Origin of the sequence: Noviherbaspirillum sp. (genome assembly GCF_035254685.1) — a bacterium.
Classification (GTDB): domain Bacteria; phylum Pseudomonadota; class Gammaproteobacteria; order Burkholderiales; family Burkholderiaceae_D; genus Noviherbaspirillum.
The window spans coordinates 1-16,103 of record NZ_DATFAI010000054.1; the positions used below are offsets into that span (position 1 = coordinate 1).

The following is a 16,103-nucleotide window of genomic DNA, read 5'->3' on the forward strand; positions in this document are numbered from 1 at the left end:
GCCGGTGGTCACCGTCACGCACGGTTCGTCCACGGCAGGCGGCGCCTACCAGACCGGCTTGTCGGATTACATCATCATGGTGCGCGGCCGCTCGCGCGCCTTCCTGGCCGGCCCGCCGCTGCTGAAAGCCGCCACCGGCGAAATCGCCACCGAGGAAGAACTGGGCGGCGCGGAAATGCACACCAGCATCTCCGGGCTGGGCGACTACCTGGCCGAAGACGACCGCGACGCCCTGCGCATTGCACGCGAGATCATGGCCAAGCTGGAATGGAACCGGCATGTGCCGCAAGAGCACCCGGCCAATGTCAAGCCGCCGCGCTACGACGCCGAGGAATTGCTCGGCATCATGCCGATGGACTACAAGCGTCCGGTGGACATGAAGGAAGTGATCGCGCGCATCGTCGACGATTCCGACTTCCTCGAATTCAGCCCCTTGTACGGATCGTCCACCGTCTGCGGCCACGCCCGGGTCGATGGCCATCCGCTGGGCATCATCACTAACAACGGCCCGATCGACCCCGCCGGCGCGACCAAGGCCACGCACTTCATCCAGGCCTGCTGCCAGGCGCAGATCCCCTTGCTGTACCTGAACAACACGACCGGTTTCATGGTGGGGCGCCACTACGAGGAAGCCGGCATGATCAAGCACGGCTCGAAGATGATCCAGGCCGTTACCAATGCCACCGTGCCGCAGGTCACGATTTATTGCGGCGCATCCTTCGGCGCGGGCAATTACGGCATGTGCGGACGCGGCTTCCATCCGCGCTTCTGCTTCTCGTGGCCGAATGCGAAGACGGCGGTGATGGGCGGCGAGCAGGCGGCGAAGACCATGGCGATCGTCACCGAGGCGGCCATGAAGCGCAAGGGCGCGGAGGTGGACCAGGCCGCGCTCGATGCGCTGCAGCGCAAGATCGTGGACAACTTCGACGGCCAGATGGATGTCTTCAGCACCAGCGCGCAGTTGCTCGATGACGGCGTGATCGATCCGCGCGACACCCGCGCCGTGCTGTCCTATGTGCTGTCGATCTGCCGCGAGGCGCAGGTCCGCCAGGTGCAACCGATGCAGTTCGCTGTCGCACGCCCATAACCATCACAAGTCATCGCCAGTCATACCGAGGAGGAAGTCCATGAAGCTGACGCAGGAGCATGAAGAGATCCGTCGCACCATCCAGCGTTTCATCGCGCAGGAAATCAATCCCCACGTGGATGAATGGGAAAAGGCGGAAATTTTCCCGGCGCACGAGGTGTTCAAGAAGATGGGCAAGCTTGGACTGCTCGGGCTGAACAAGCCGGTGGAATTCGGCGGCATGGGACTGGACCTTTCCTACGGTGCCGTGCTGGCGGAGACCTTGGGTGAGATCGATTGCGCCGGCATTCCGATGGCGATCGGCGTGCAGACCGACATGGCAACACCGGCACTCGCAGAGCGCGGCTCGGATGCATTGCGCAGGGAATTCCTTGCACCGGCGATTTCTGGCGACATGGTTGCCTGTCTTGGCGTATCGGAAGTGGGCAGCGGCTCGGACGTGGCATCGGTCAAGACCACGGCGCGCAAGGATGGTGACGACTATGTCATCAACGGCGGCAAGATGTGGACCACCAACGGTACGCAGGCCGACTTCTGCGTGGTGCTCGCCAATACGTCGGAAGGCGCACCGCATCGCAACAAGTCATTGATCGTCGTGCCGATGAAGACAAAGGGTGTCGAGGTCGCGAAGAAAATTCGCAAGATCGGCATGAATGCTTCGGACACGGCGCAACTGTTCTTCGATGAAGTGCGCGTGCCGCAACGTTATCGCATCGGCGAAGAAGGGAAGGGCTTCATCTATCAGATGGAACAATTCCAGGTCGAACGCCTGTGGGGCGCATTGAATGCCGGCGGTGCGCTGCTGCGCATCATCGACAAGACCATCGAATATGCGCGCGAGCGCAAGGCATTCGGGCGTACGATTCTCGACAATCAATGGGTACAGTTCAAGCTGGCCGAGTACAAGACCGAAGTCGAAGCCCTGCGCTCGCTCTGCTATCGCGCTGTCGATGTCGTGGTGGACCGCGGCGACGCAACCGAGCTCGCCTCGATGGCCAAGCTCAAGGCGGGGCGCCTGATGCGCGAGGTCACGGATGGCTGCCTGCAATTCTGGGGCGGCATGGGCTATGTGTGGGAAAGCCCCGTTTCCCGCGCATACCGCGACCATCGCCTCCCGTCCATCGGCGGCGGCGCCGACGAAGTGATGATGCAGATCATTTCCAAGTTCATGGGAACATTCCCGAAGAACAATTGATGTCCGCCTTGTGAGGGCAAACCGTTCCATGAGTACCCGATCGCGAGACTGGAATAATGCAAATCGATTTTGACTTTAGCGGCAAGCACGTGGTTGTGTTTGGCGGAACCACCGGCATCAATTTTGGCATCGCGCAAGCGTTTGCGCGGCAGGGCGCGGACGTGACGGTGGCAAGCCGCAAGCAGGAGAACGTCGACGCAGCCCGGGCGCAGCTGACTTCCTTCGGAGGCCGGGTATTCGGCGTGTGCGCCGATGTGCGCGACTTTGATGCCGTGGGCGGGGCGTTCGAGCAGGCAGTGGCGCAGCATGGGCCGGTGGATGTACTCGTCTCCGGCGCCGCCGGCAACTTCCTATGCGAAGCGAAAGACATGTCGTCCAACGGCTTCAGGGTCGTGATCGACATCGATCTGGTCGGCACCTTTCACGTTCTGCGTCAGGCCTATGCACACCTGCGCAGGCCGGGCGCATCCGTCATCAACATCACCGCGCCGCAATCTTTTATTCCGATGCGCTACCAGGCGCATGCCGGTGCAGCGAAGGCCGGCGTCGACCAGCTCACGCGCAACCTCGCGCTCGAATGGGGCGGCGACGGTATCCGGATCAATTCGATTTCACCCGGCCCTATCGAGGGAACCGAGGGATTCAGAAGACTGATGGCCAACGATGAAACGGAAAGGGCGCGCGCGCTGGACGCTGTGCCGCTCAAGCGATTCGGCACACTGGACGATATCGCCAACCTCGCACTGTTCCTGGGCTCACCGTATGCCGCCTACATTTCCGGCGCGCTCATTCCCTGTGACGGCGGCGGCGCACTGGAGAGCGTCAAGCCGCCCCTGGAGGCTGCGGGGCGGGCCGCAACGGCGAAGGCATCGAAGCCATAGCACTTCGAAACTAACGCAGTTCCCGCCGCAAGATCTTCCCCGTGACGGTCTTGGGCAGCTCATCCAGGATCTCGATCTGGCGCGGATACTTGTACGCCGCCATCCGCTCCTTGCAGTATGCAATCAGCTCCGACTTGTCCAGCGTCTGCCCGGGCTTCAGGCTGACCACCGCTTTCACCGTCTCGCCTCGGTAATCGTCCTTCACGCCGACCACGGCCGCTTCGCGGATGGCGGGGTGCGTGTAGATGACGTCCTCGACTTCCTTCGGCCATACCTTGTAGCCGGAGGCGTTGATCATGTCCTTCTTGCGGTCGACGATGAAAATCCAGCCTTGCTCATCCATGTAGGCCACGTCGCCCGTGCGCAGGTAGCCGTTGTAGAACGCTTCGCGTGTCGCATCTTCCCGTTGCCAGTAGCCGGAAATGACTTGCGGTCCGCGGATCAGAATTTCGCCGACCTGTCCCGCAGGCAATCGATGGCCCTCGTCGTCGGCAATGTAGATGTCGGTGCCAAATACCGGGACGCCGATCGCACAGGCGCCGTTCTTGTCGACGGGTGTCTCTCGCGTGCGAGGCACGGCCACGGTGAGCGAAGTGCTCTCCGTCAGACCGTAGGTGCTGCGTACATAGGTGCCGAACTTTTTCGTGAATTCTTCGACAACGCTGGCGGGCACCGGCGCGCCTCCAGTGTAGATTTTTTTCAGCGTGCGCAACTGCTCTGGCTTCACCTCGGGTGAATTCATCAGCGCGATGAAGGCGGTAATGGCGCCCACCGCGAATTCCGCCCGGTGCTCCTGCGCGGCGTCGGCCATGACCGCGGGATGGAACCGCAACGACAGGATGAGCGGCGCGCACGCGGCAAATGCCGCGCCGATATGTCCGACCAGTCCTGTGATGTGGAACAGCGGCGCGATGCCCAGTACCGGGCCGCCCACGCGCAAGTCCATCCATATCGGCCATAGTTCGGCATCGAAGGCAAAATTGCCATGCGAAATCACGGCGCCTTTTGGAATGCCGGTTGTGCCGGAGGTGTAGACGATGATCGCGGGATCCTCGGGGGAGGTCACAGTGCGAAGGGTTCCTGTGCCGTTCTCGGCCGCAAGAATGGTGGACAGGTCCACCGTGCCTTCGCAGTGCGCCGGTTCCTGCATCGTATAGAGGCGCGCATCATTGCGCGCCTGGAAGTCGCGCGCCGAGGTGGTCACACACAGCGTGAAAGGGAAGTCGCGCAGCACGTCGCGGGCGATCTCCTCGTACAGGTCGCGGTGCGCCACCAGCACGCGTGCGCCACTGTCTTGCAGCAGCACGCGCAACTCCCGTGCGCGGTTCATTGGATTAATGGTGACGCCAATGGCGCCGATCTTCCACGCCGCGAGCAAAGTGATCAGGAACTGCGGGACGTTCTGCAGATAGAGCGCAACGCGATCACCTTTGCCGACACCTTGCGCAGCAAGATAACGCGCGAAACTGTCCGAGAGGCGATCGAGTTCCGCATAGGTCATGCTGCGGTCGAAGAAATGGATTGCCGGCTTGTCGCCGGCCGCATGCACCGCATGAAGAAACAGCGACAGCCCGTCGTTGAAGCGCGGCGCAAAGGGCTGCTTCACGTCTTCCGGGGGGTAGAGTTGCGTCCACGGGTGTTGTGTGTCGGGAGAGTCGGTCGCGTTGAACGTGACGGGCGCGGGGTGAGGCATGCAAGTCCCTTTACTGGAATCTGATCAACCGGATGGCGCGCGAGATGCGCGGGACGCGTGCCCCGCGCATCTCGCCGTGAAGCTGGCAAGCGCTTATGCGCCCGGGCGCTTCATCTGGCAGGTGGTCGGCTGCGTCGCGATATCGGAAGCGATCTTGCGGTCGGTCTTCCATCCGTAGCCGGTGCCTTCCTGATCGAATTTCACATCCTTGCCGTTGACCTTCGACCAGGTTGCGATATACAAGGGCTGCTGCAATTGATGGTCGGCTGCGCGCATCATGACGTCGCCGTTGAGGCTCTTCACCTTCATGCCTTCCAGCTTGAAGGCAACCTTGACCGGGTCGGTCGACTTCGCTTCCTTGATGGCCTTGGTCAGCATCGTCACTGCGGAGTGGGTCATCATCCAGGTATAGTCGTCGTTGTATTTCGCCTTGAATGCTTCGACGATCTCCTTGCCGGCATAGCTTTCATTGTTGACGTTCCACACGCCGACGTATTTCACCTTGCCTTCACCGGAGGAGCCCATCGCAGTCGGCGCGCCTTTCAGGCCGGCGTAGTAGGTGTAGAAGTTTGCGGTAATGCCGGCGTCCTTGGCCGCCTTGATCAGGAGCGTGAGATCAGCGCCCCAGTTGCCCGTGATGACGGTATCCGCGCCGGATGCCTTGATCTTCGCGGCGTACGGCGCGAAATCCTTCACCTGGCCGATCGGATGCAGGTCGTCGCCGACGATCTGCACGTCAGGGCGCTTCTTGCCCAGATATTCCTTCGCGGTACGGCTGACGGAGCGGCCGAACGCGTAGTCCTGACCGATGATGTAGACCTTCTTGATCTTCTTGTCCTCGGACATGTAATTGACCAGGGCCTGCATCTTCATGTCGGAGTTCGAATCGAAGCTGAAGTGCCAGAAGCTGCACTTGCTGTTGGTGAGATCCGGATCGACCGCGCCGTGGTTGATGTACACGACCTCCTTGCCGGGATTGCGTTCATTGTGCTTGTTGATCGCATCCACCAGGGCGAGCGCCGCGCCGGAGCCATTGGCCTGGGCAACGTAGCGGAAGCCCTGATCGATCGCACGCTTGAGCTGGTTCAGGCTTTCCTGCGGGCTGGCCTTGTTGTCGAACGCCACGAATTCCAGCGTATGCTCGCCGGCCCACTTACCCTTGTTGGCGATGTCCGCCATCATTTCCCAGCTGTGGAGCTGGTTTTCACCCAAGGCGGCAAAGGGGCCGGACAGCGGGTCGATGACGGCGATGCGCACGGTATCGGCCATTGCCATGGGTGCCGCGAATGCAAGGGCGATGATGTTGGCCTGGACGAGGCTGCGGAATACGGATTTCACATTGGTCTCCTTAGAGTGGGATGTTATTGCCCGCACTGACCGGCCGCTGGCGGGCACAAGTTCGCCCCGGTATTGTGGCGCGCGGATGGTGCTGCAGTCTTGTGTCAAGTGGCTGCCGGAGCTCTTTCTGCGGCTGCGTCAAAAATCGTCGATTTCGACGAAGCCCCACCGTCAACGCGCAAAGACAATACGCAGCGGACAGGTCGCAAAACGACCAGGCATCAAGCGAAGCGCGCCGATACCGGTGCGGAAGGGTTGACAGTATGGCAATCGCAAACCATCGAACCTGAATGGATCGCGGGCTTGTAGATTATCCAGATAGGGACGGAGGGGGGGCAGGGGGAAACATGACCGCGTTGGCAAGTGCGTTCATGCTGCATGATCGGCAGGCGAGGCATTGACCGGTATCGCTTCGCTCAATCCACCCTACGATCGTGTCTCGCGATACTGTCATCGAGTTCATGGAAGGCGCATGCCCTAAGCCGGCCTTGCGAGGAGCGAGCAAATGAATGAACGTGTAGCACTGACCCTGCGTGACGGCATCGCTGATGTCCGCCTGAACCGGCCGGACAAGATGAATGCGCTTGATCCCGACATGTTCGTGGCGCTGCTCGATGTGGGTGAGGCCCTGGCGCGCGACAAGGATGTGCGTGCTGTCGTCCTTTCCGGCGAGGGACGCGCATTCTGCGCCGGACTGGACATGCAGACATTTGAGCGCCTGGGCAATGGCGAAACCTTGGGTAGCGACCCGGATGGCCCGTTCTCGGCCCGGCTGACTGCGCGCACGCACGGCATCGCGAACGCGGCGCAACGGGTTGTCACCATCTGGCGCGACATGCCCGTTCCCGTTATCGCTGCCGTGCACGGCGTAGCGTTCGGCGGCGGCCTGCAGATTGCGCTTGGCGCCGACGTGCGTATCGTTGCGCCCGACGCGCGCTTCTCCGTCATGGAAATCAAGTGGGGCATCGTGCCTGACATGGCGGGCATTCTGCTGATGCGCGAACTCGCACGTCCCGATATCGTCCGTGAACTCACCTATACCGGGCGCCAGTTCTCGGGTGAGGAAGCCGTCCACCTCGGTATGGCAACGCGCACTCATGCCGATCCACATGCCGCCGCCGTGGAACTCGCCCGCACGATTGCGGCGCAAAGCCCCGATGCCATTCGCGCAGCCAAGCGTCTGCTGAACATGCCGAATCACGATCCTGCCGCGGTGCTGCTCGCCGAGTCGACGGAAGCGGAGCGCGTGATGGGACGCCCGAACCAGATGGAAGCAGTGCACGCCAACATGGAACGACGGCCGCCCTTGTTTCGGCCTGCCGAGCCCGTCTGAGCAAAGCGCATGGAAACACGGAGACAAATGTGGATAACGGAATAAACCTGCCGCTGTCGCGAAGTGCCGGTGGCCTGACAATCGCCGATCTCTTTGCGCAGCAGGTCCGGCTCAGCAGGGAGAGCATCGCCATCGAAGACGGCGACAAGCGCTGGACCTACGACCAGCTGGACGACAGGGTGAACAGGCTTGCGAATGCGCTTCAGGCAAGGGGCATTTGTCGTGGCGACCGCATTGCCATCCTCTCGGAAAACCGCGGCGAATACATTGAACTGGAGCTGGCAGCGGCGAAGCTGGGCGCGATACTCGCCTGCCAGAACTGGCGGCAGGCGGATGGCGAACTCGAGTATTGCATCCGGCTCGTATCGCCGAAGATCCTGTTCGCCTCGCCGCGTTTCACGGCGCATGCAGTGCGTATCAACCATGGTGTTGGCATCGTCCTGGAGTTGGGTGATGCCTATGAATACATCCTGGCTGCCGCGCGCAATGATGAGCCGGCGCGAGATCACCTGGACCCGGAAGACGGGCTGGTCATCCTTTACACGAGCGGCACCACCGGCCTGCCTAAGGGCGCGCTGATCAGCCAGCGTGCGATGGTGGCGCGCGCCATGATCACCCGGATAGACAGCCCGGTGCAGCCCGGCGATACCTTCATTGCCTGGGCGCCGCTGTTTCACATGGTCTCCACCGATCCCGTATTCGGCACGCTCACGCACGGCGGCAAGGTGATTGTGATGGACGGGCTCGACGTTGCGAAGTTGGTTGCGGTGACGGCGCGGGAGCAGATCGGCCATCTGACGCTGATGCCCGGCATGATCGATCGCGTCATCGACGAACTGAACCGGACCGGGCTCAGGCCGCAGGGAGCGCGCGTCATCGGCTGCATGGCCGACCTGGTGCCGCTCGACCAGATCGCAAAAATCACCAGGCTCTATCGGGCGCCGTACCGCAATTCCTTCGGCTCGACGGAAACGGGTGGCGCGCCTGCGAGTCGCGGCGATATCCCGGTCGGCGTGATCCCGGAGCGACTGTCGAAAATCCAGAATTCCTTTTGCACGATCCGGTTGGTCGACGCCGACGACAACGAAGTGCCGGACGGCATGCCGGGAGAGCTCGCGTTTCGCGGGCCCAGCCTGTTCAGCGGCTATTGGGGCAATCCGGAAGCGAATGCGAAGGATTTTCGCAACGGCTGGTTTCACATGGGCGACGTCTTCGTGCGCAATCCCGATGGCACGCTCGATTTCGTCGACCGCCGCAAGTACCTGATCAAGTCCGGCGGCGAGAACATCTATCCGGCGGAAATCGAGCGCGTGCTGCTCGCCAGCGAGAAGGTGCTCGATGCGGTGGTGGTGCGCAAACCTGACAGCCGTTGGGGCGAGGTGCCGGTGGCCTTTGTGGTCAAGGCGGACGCGTCGCTTGCGGCCGAGGACGTGGTCGCACTGTGCCGGGGCAGGATCGCCTCCTACAAACTGCCGAAAGAAGTGCACTTCATCAGTGCCGATGAGCTGCCGCGCAGCACGACCGGAAAAGTGAAACGGCACGAGCTGGAAGAACGCTTGAAGCCTGCAACGGCAAGCCAGGGTGCCGAGCCATGATCACGCTCAAGGAAACAGCCGCGGTGACCGGTATCGGTGAAACCGTCTACGGCCGCGGCATCGCCGATCGTAGCAGCCTGGCGCTGCAGCTCGAAGCCGGACTCGCTGCCGTGCGCGACGCCGGTCTTGAGCCAGGCGATATCGACGGGGTGATCCCGATGTCGAACGGCTCCGCGCTGGCGGAAGACTTCATCATGAATTTCGGCATCAAGGATCTGCGCTTTTCCGCGACGGTGCCGATGGGAGGCGCGAGCGCCGTCGCCTCGCTACAGCTGGCGCAGGCTGTCATCGCGGCCGGTATCTGCCGCCATGTGCTGCTGAGCGTGGGGCGCGACGGCAGGGCCGGCAATATCAGCATGCGCCTCGCGCAGGCGCCGCAATTTCGCACCGTCGCCGAATTCGAAATGCCCTTGGGCGCCTTCGCTCCCGTGCAGCTCTACGCGCAGATGGCGCGGCGGCACATGGAGCTGTATGGCACGAGCAGCCGCGATTTCGCGGAGATCGCAGTTGCCATCCGCAGCCATGCTGTCAACAATCCGAACGCGATCATGCGCAAGCCAATCAGCATCGAAGAACACCAGTCCTCGCGCATGATCTCCGATCCGTTCCACTTGCTGGACTGCAGCCTTGAAAGCCATGGCGCCGCGGCGGTTGTCGTCAGCGCGATCGGTCCCGCGCGAGACTTGCGCCACAGGCCTATTACGATCATGGCGACTGCCGAAGGACATCCGGATTCGCCGGTCGCCATCACGCAGCGGCCGGATCTCACGCAGCTCGGTATTGCAAAGGCTGCGGGCCGCGCCTTCGCGGCGGCGGGCATTGCGCATGCGGACATCGACGTGGCAGAGATCTATGACTGCTTCACCTATATCGTCCTGTGCCAGTTGGAAGACATGGGCTTCTGCGCGAAGGGCGAGGGCGGCCAGTTCGTACGCGACGGCGGCATTTCGCTGCACGGTCGGTTGCCGGTGAACACGCACGGTGGGTTGCTGTCGCAGGCGCACATGGTCGGCATGAATCACGTCGTCGAACTCGCGCGGCAGTTGCGTGGTGACGGCGGCATCAACCAGGTGCCCGACGCGCAAATCGGTCTGGTGACGGGATATGGTGACATGGGCGATGGCGCGATCGCCATCATGCGCAGGGGATAAGATGGACCGCCATTCAATCGAGACGCGCCCCTACTGGGAAGCGCTGCAGGAAAAACGCCTCGTGATCCAGCAATGCGTGCAATGCGGCAAGTTCAGGCATTACCCGCAGCCGATGTGTCCCGCTTGTCATTCCATGGAGGCGGGATGGCACGAGATCGGTGGCAAGGGCGTGGTGCATAGCTGGACGATCACGCATCAGACGGTGATACCGGGCTTTGCCGAACAGGTGCCGTACGTGGTTGCCACGGTCGATTTGCCGGAGGGCGTGCGCGTGGCAGCGCCCTTGCGCGGCGTTGCCCATGAACGCTTGCGGATTGGGTTGCCGGTGTCGCTGATCTTTGAGAAGGACGGTGAGGGGCGGTGGATGCCGACGTTTACCGCGTCCGGTGCGGACGTGTAAGGCGGTGATCTTGCGTGACGAGAAACTGGTTATGACGGCAGTCGGGGCACTGGCGGGTTTCGCTTTGCTCTACCCACCCTACGGTTCTTTATTCGTTTTTTTTATCAGGAATCAGCGTATCACGCCGATGCGGCGTGCCAGCGCCACAGCCTGGGTGCGATTTTGCGCATTGAGCTTGGCGTTGATGTTGCGCAGGTGCGTGCGCACCGTGCTGTCGGAGACAAAGAGCTTCTCGGCGAGCGCGCTGTTGGAGTAGCCTTCCGCTAGCAGCGACAGGATGCGGATCTCCTTGGTGGTCAGCGGTTCCACCAGATCTGTCATGGCGGTGGGTGCCGCGGACTCCGGTTCCGCTGCCAGGGCGGGGCCGAACGCCTGCAGCAGCTTCTGGAGATAGGCGCTGAAGATCGGATCGCTGCGTTCGGCACTGTCCGCGCGCAATGCGTCGTCGACTTGGCGCACCAGCATGCCGGCACGCTCCGATTCATCCACCAGCAGCCGAATGTAACCCTCGGCGCCGGCTGTCTTGAGCACCTGTGTCATGGTCGCGGTCGCGCGCGGCTGGTCACCGGTCTGCTTGAGGGCGAGGCTGAGCAGCACGCCCAGCTTCAGCGCCCTGCGGTGACGCCGGGACTGTTCGGCATCGGCAAGCGCTGCTTCGAGGCGCGGCAATGCCTTGTTCGCTACTCCGGCAAAGATCTGCCAGCGCCATTCGCCGATATCAATGTTGTGCGTATCGTGCGCGGGCAGGCGCAGGCGCCGCACGCGCTCCCACACCTCGCGATTGTTCGCGCGGTCGAGCTCTTCCCTGGCCGCGTGGAAGTTGCCCTGTATCGTCAGCAGGCGGGCGCGTTCCAGCTTGGCGCTGCTGACCACGCGCGGCAGCTGGCGATGATGCCCGAGATATTCCAGTTCGGTCAGGCAATGGAACGCCTGGTCCACGTCGCCATGCTGGAAGGCGATGCGCGAGAGCATGGTGTAGCCGACGATCATGTGGTCCACCAGGCCGACATCCCTGGCAAGCGGCACGTATACCTGCAGCAAGTGCTCGGCCTGTTCAAGGTCGTTCATTTCATACAGCGTGCCCGCATAGAGTACGCCGGCCCAGGCGTTGCCCCCTGTATGGCGATAGGACACGGCATGCGTGGCGCTGACGGCAATGCGAAAGCGTGCGGTCGCCTGGCGCAGCCGGCCTTCCTGTAGATCGATGATGCCTTCCACCGATTCGGAATACATCCGGTTGAAGTAGGCCGCTTCGCCGCCCTGACGGTGTCGCGCCGCATCGAGCAGCTTGTGCGATTCCTGGTATTCCCCCATGACTGCAAAGATGAAGGCCATTTCATTGGACAGGATGCTGTCGGTGAAGGACTGGGCGACCGGCAGCCTGGCCAGCGCGTCGCACCCGACACGGTAGGCCTCTTCGGTTTTGTCCATGATGGCCAGGATCATCGGCCGCAGCGCGAGCACGTGGGCCAGGACTTTCGGATCTTCGGTGCGTGAACAGCCCGAGCGCTCCAGCAATGCCATCGCGTCCCACGGGCCGCGGGTAAAGCATAAGGCCCAGATATGCACGACCTGCAGCAATTCACAGGAGCGGATGGTGTGCTCGGGGATGACGGCGAACCAGCGCGACAGGAGCCGCATTCGGCCGGCCTCCAGCAGGTTTTCGGCATGCTGCATCAGCATCTGCACCGCTTGCTCGAAGTTGCCGCCTTCGATCGCATGGTCGATGGCCGGAATGGGGCGGCCTTGCGCGTGATACCACTGCGAGGCAGCCCGGTGCAGGCGCACGACTTCGTCCGGCATCTCGCGCGCAAGCTGCTCGCGCAGGAAGCCGGCGAACAAGCTGTGATAACGATAGGTTCGTTCCTGGCCCTCGATCGGTGTCAGGAAGAGATTTGCCTCTTCCAGCCGCCGGAGGATCGCACCGTTGCCGTTCCCGCCCAGCAGGGCATCGCATAGCGGCTCGCTGAGGTGGCGCAGGATGCTGGTCTGGAGAAGGAAGTGCCTGACCTTCGGCGGCTGGTGCGCCAGCACGTCTTCGGCCAGATACTCGGCGACGGCCTGGTTGGAACCGGAGAAGCGGGCAATGAATTCGGCGCGTCCCTCGCGCCTTTCAAGCGCGACCGACGCCAGCCACAGCGCAGCAATCCAGCCTTCCGTCTTGCTGTGCAATTGCGAGAGCTCGTCCTCGTGCAAGGCAAGCCGTCGGCGCTGCGTGAAGAATTCCGTGGTTTCGTTGATGGTGAAGCGCAACTGGCTTGCGTCGATTTCCAGCAGTTGTCCGCGTGCGCGCAGTCGTCCGAGGCCAAGGTCCGGCAGTCCCCTCGAACCGATCACCAGTTGTCCGCGCCGCGGCAGATGGTCAAGGATCTCGCGTACCAGGCGCAGCACGGTCGGCTCCTGCACCGTTTCGAAGTCATCGAGGAACAAGGCAAACGGCGAAGCATGCTCTTCCAGCCGCGCCATGATGTCGAGCGCGACATCGCCGGGAGATCTGCCTGACTCCGTCGCGGCGGCATCGAGCGCCGCCGCCCGATCCGGCATCATGGCGGCAAGGGCCGCGGACAGGCAGGCGAGAAAACGCGATGCGTCGTTGTCGCCGCTGTCGAGCGTCATCCAGGCGGTGTCGACCTGATTCTCTTCCAGCAGCGCCCGGCACTGCACCATGGCGGTGGTCTTGCCGAATCCGGCCGGTGCGCGGACAAGAATCAGTTTTACCGAAGTCGAGTTGCGGACCATGTCGCAGATTCCGGCTCGTGGAACCTGCGTTGCCGTCGTCGTCGGCGGATTCAGTTTCGTGGAGAGAAACGGTCGGGCAAGGTTTTCGGACTCGAACATTGAATGAAGACCTGGAGGAACGAGAAAGCAAAAGACCGTTCGGATGGCACGGACCGTGGGCCGTGGATAGATTCTAGCGTACAAGTGGAAACTGCATTTATCGTGCATCCAAACAATGAATCCAGGCATTTTTCTTACCAGAAACCGAGAACAATTTCTGTACGCGTGACCAGATGCGTGAAGAGGCCCGCGGAACGAGCGCGGGTCAACCGCGCAAGCTCATCAGCCCTGCGCATCAGGAGGCAAGGTCATTGCAGGAAAGAAGCGACAAGCCCCAAAAACTATTCCAGATCAAGAAATCAATGACCGATTGCAAGGGCTGAAGGGGCGCTTGATCTAGAGCACACAACGGCGCTGAGGCAAATCCTAGACTGGACTCAATGACAACATTCTGCCACGGAGGGTCCTGTGAAAAAATTCGCTCTGAAGTATGGATTGTCTGTCTCGCTTGCTTCCCAAAGTCTTACGCATCGATTGCTTGCGTGGCTGACCTCCCGGCTGGTCGCCATCGGCCTGCCGCTCCTGCTGGCGCTTGGTGCCGGTGCCGCGCTGGCGCAAAACGCACCGATTGCCTTGCTCGTACCCGATGGTGTCAGCGCGTCTGATTCGCGTGTCGCATCCTGGCTGGACGCTGCGCGCGAAGAGGGTTTCAGGGTTGATCTCATCACCGATTCCCAGTTCATGCTCATGGCCTCGGCAGGCGGAACGCCAGCCTATCGCGGCGTGATCCTGCCCGACCAGGTGCACAGCCAGGCCAGTGACGCTCTGGTGAACACGGTGTACACCTATGTGAACGCCGGCGGAAACGTCATGCTGGTGTTCGACTTCGGCGTGCTGGACGGCGCCGGCTTCTATCCGCTTTCCGGAGGATCACGCTTCGGTCCCCTGGCCGGCGTTGATTATTGCCTCTATGCGGAACTCGGCGATCGCACCACCGGCCTTGGTCCCATCACCGGTATGGAAAGCCAGCTCAGGCGCATCAGCGTGCCGCCGGGAAAGAGCATGCCCTACGGAGCAAGCATCACGAGTACCGCGCAGGCGCTGTTCCTCCCCGTGAGCAACAGCAATCCGGGCGGGCTCAAGGGTTATGACCACAGCCAGCAACTGGGCCTTGCCTTCGTCGACAGGACGAAGACTTCGAAGACGACATTCCCCAACAAGACGATTCGCTTCTCCACCGCAGTCCAGGGTCCCAAGGTGCAGAGCACCACGTCCCTGGCTACGCTGGCCGCGACAACGGATACCCTGGAAGCCATTTCCGGCTATGTCTATGGCTTCCTGACCTATCCAAGTTTCGTCACGCGCGGCAGTTATGCAGGCGACATGATCGCCTCCTCGCCCTATCACGGACTGGTTGCCGGCATCTCGGCATACGGTACTGCAGGCGGACGCGTGCTGTTCGTGAATACGCCGCTGACCTACCTTAAGGGCGCCACCGACGGCATGCTGATGCACGGTTTCATGTCGGTCTTCGCACGCGAGATGCTCAACCAGCCGCGCCTCGCCAGGACACCCAACGCACGTCCCGGCATGACACTCAACTGGCACCTCGATGCGCAGGAGGCGATGGAACCGATGCGCTTCCTCAAGGCGAACAACGTCTGGAAGGGTGGCCCGTTCTCTATCCACATGACAGCCGGCCCCGATGTCGTCAACTTCGGCGACGCACTCGGCTTTAATCTTCCGCAGAACACCGAGGCACAGCAATTCCTGCGTGACTTTGTGAAGCAGGGACACCAGGTGGGAAGCCACGGCGGATGGATCCACGACTACTACGGGCTCAACGCGACCGAGGACAACCAGTTCGCATTGACCGCCGATGGCGTGCATACATTCCAGGACTTGCTGGACCTGAACAGGAATGCCATCCAGGCCGTGATCGGCCAGGGCCGCGTCATCGAATATTCCTCGCCAGAAGGCAACAACCCGAAATGGGCGCTGAGATGGCTGCAAGAGCGCAATACCATCGGCTATTACTACGGCGGCGACACCGGCATGGGCCCGACACGCGACTATCGAGACGGCGTGATGACAACGCCGAACATGTGGGCCTTCCCGGTCATGCCTTTCGGGATCTACGCGACCTTCGAAGAGTTCCAGGACTTCGGCGTGGCGGACGCGGACGTGTTGAACTGGTACGAGCAGCTCATCGACTTCAACATCCAGACCAGGACGAGCCGCCTGATCTACATGCATCCGCCGGGCGCAGTGGATTCCTTCAGCGTCCTGAAATCCATGCTGGATTACGCCAAGTCGAAATCGAGCGGCAAGAACTTCCAGTGGTACACCATGGCTGAACTGGCGAATTTCATGACCGCGCGCAACCAGGTAACGTGGACCGAAAAATCCACGCTCGGCATGCGCCAGTTCAATGCCTCGCATCCGGTCAGCCTCGCCACTATGTCCTGGCAGCTGCCGAAGAGCGCCTATTCGTCTCCTTTGGTGCTCTCCGGCCAGGCGGTGGTCGCAGATGGCGGTGACGACTGGATCGTACGTGCAACCGGAGGAACCTCGCTGGTATTCATGAGCATTCCGCGATAAGTTTCCTTCACCGCGATTCCTGCTGCCCCGGCCCGGGCAGCAGGGCTGCCG

General features: G+C 61.9%; 11 protein-coding genes. 8 read left to right on the forward strand and 3 right to left on the reverse strand.

From position 1 onward, the window contains the following. The 3 genes from VJ698_RS23360 to VJ698_RS23370 form a co-directional block, all read left to right on the forward strand. On the forward strand, nucleotides 1-1,087 hold a 1,087-nt coding region (locus VJ698_RS23360; RefSeq protein ID WP_324105222.1), incomplete at its 5' end, for an acyl-CoA carboxylase subunit beta. 40 nt (nucleotides 1,088-1,127) lie between these two features. After that, nucleotides 1,128-2,282: an acyl-CoA dehydrogenase family protein gene (locus VJ698_RS23365; protein ID WP_324105223.1), complete on the forward strand. Its 1,155-nt coding sequence runs from the start codon at nucleotides 1,128-1,130 to the stop codon at nucleotides 2,280-2,282. A gap of 56 nt (nucleotides 2,283-2,338) precedes the next feature. After that, a complete protein-coding gene (locus VJ698_RS23370; RefSeq protein ID WP_324105224.1) occupies nucleotides 2,339-3,163 on the forward strand; it encodes an SDR family oxidoreductase in 825 nt (274 codons plus the stop codon). A gap of 10 nt (nucleotides 3,164-3,173) precedes the next feature. Here VJ698_RS23370 and VJ698_RS23375 read toward each other — a convergent pair whose 3' ends face one another. Together VJ698_RS23375 and VJ698_RS23380 are read right to left on the reverse strand one after the other, a co-directional pair. Next, entirely contained in the window at nucleotides 3,174-4,856 is a 1,683-nt protein-coding gene (locus VJ698_RS23375; RefSeq protein WP_324105225.1) for an AMP-binding protein, read from the reverse strand. Between the two features lie 93 nt (nucleotides 4,857-4,949). Beyond that, complete coding sequence (locus VJ698_RS23380) at nucleotides 4,950-6,131, reverse strand: branched-chain amino acid ABC transporter substrate-binding protein (RefSeq protein WP_324105252.1); 1,182 nt, start codon at nucleotides 6,129-6,131, stop codon at nucleotides 4,950-4,952. 568 nt (nucleotides 6,132-6,699) lie between these two features. Between VJ698_RS23380 and VJ698_RS23385 the strand changes: the two genes are divergently transcribed. The 4 genes from VJ698_RS23385 to VJ698_RS23400 are packed head-to-tail and all read left to right on the forward strand — an operon-like array spanning nucleotide 6,700 to nucleotide 10,673. Further along, entirely contained in the window at nucleotides 6,700-7,527 is an 828-nt protein-coding gene (locus VJ698_RS23385; RefSeq protein WP_324105226.1) for a crotonase/enoyl-CoA hydratase family protein, read from the forward strand. Nucleotides 7,528-7,556: 29 nt separating this feature from the next. Further along, nucleotides 7,557-9,122, forward strand: a complete 1,566-nt coding sequence (locus VJ698_RS23390) for a class I adenylate-forming enzyme family protein (RefSeq protein WP_324105227.1) — start codon at nucleotides 7,557-7,559, stop codon at nucleotides 9,120-9,122. After that, nucleotides 9,119-10,273 carry a thiolase C-terminal domain-containing protein gene (locus VJ698_RS23395; protein ID WP_324105228.1) on the forward strand — a complete coding sequence of 385 codons (1,155 nt, stop codon included), beginning with the start codon at nucleotides 9,119-9,121 and terminating at the stop codon, nucleotides 10,271-10,273. Before VJ698_RS23390 ends, VJ698_RS23395 begins: the two co-directional genes overlap by 4 nt. A gap of 1 nt (nucleotide 10,274) precedes the next feature. Further along, the gene (locus VJ698_RS23400; RefSeq protein WP_324105229.1) at nucleotides 10,275-10,673 is read left to right on the forward strand and encodes a Zn-ribbon domain-containing OB-fold protein; all 399 of its coding nucleotides are present in this window, start codon (nucleotides 10,275-10,277) and stop codon (nucleotides 10,671-10,673) included. Between the two features lie 111 nt (nucleotides 10,674-10,784). Here VJ698_RS23400 and VJ698_RS23405 read toward each other — a convergent pair whose 3' ends face one another. Continuing rightward, complete coding sequence (locus VJ698_RS23405) at nucleotides 10,785-13,412, reverse strand: LuxR C-terminal-related transcriptional regulator (protein ID WP_324105230.1); 2,628 nt, start codon at nucleotides 13,410-13,412, stop codon at nucleotides 10,785-10,787. A gap of 573 nt (nucleotides 13,413-13,985) precedes the next feature. On the opposite strand from VJ698_RS23405, the gene VJ698_RS23410 reads away from it, so the two are divergent. After that, nucleotides 13,986-16,052: a hypothetical protein gene (locus tag VJ698_RS23410; protein WP_414691221.1), complete on the forward strand. Its 2,067-nt coding sequence runs from the start codon at nucleotides 13,986-13,988 to the stop codon at nucleotides 16,050-16,052. Nucleotides 16,053-16,103 lie beyond the last annotated feature (51 nt).

Bases quoted from the DNA above. Each gene is read 5' to 3' on its own strand.
- VJ698_RS23365 (WP_324105223.1), top strand. From the start codon at position 1,128: ATGAAGCTGACGCAGGAGCATGAAGAGATCCGTCGCACCATCCAGCGT.
- VJ698_RS23370 (WP_324105224.1), top strand. From the start codon at position 2,339: ATGCAAATCGATTTTGACTTTAGCGGCAAGCACGTGGTTGTGTTTGGC.
- VJ698_RS23375 (WP_324105225.1), bottom strand. From the start codon at position 4,856: ATGCCTCACCCCGCGCCCGTCACGTTCAACGCGACCGACTCTCCCGAC.
- VJ698_RS23380 (WP_324105252.1), bottom strand. From the start codon at position 6,131: ATGGCAATGGCCGATACCGTGCGCATCGCCGTCATCGACCCGCTGTCC.
- VJ698_RS23385 (WP_324105226.1), top strand. From the start codon at position 6,700: ATGAATGAACGTGTAGCACTGACCCTGCGTGACGGCATCGCTGATGTC.
- VJ698_RS23395 (WP_324105228.1), top strand. From the start codon at position 9,119: ATGATCACGCTCAAGGAAACAGCCGCGGTGACCGGTATCGGTGAAACC.
- VJ698_RS23400 (WP_324105229.1), top strand. From the start codon at position 10,275: ATGGACCGCCATTCAATCGAGACGCGCCCCTACTGGGAAGCGCTGCAG.
- VJ698_RS23405 (WP_324105230.1), bottom strand. From the start codon at position 13,412: ATGGTCCGCAACTCGACTTCGGTAAAACTGATTCTTGTCCGCGCACCG.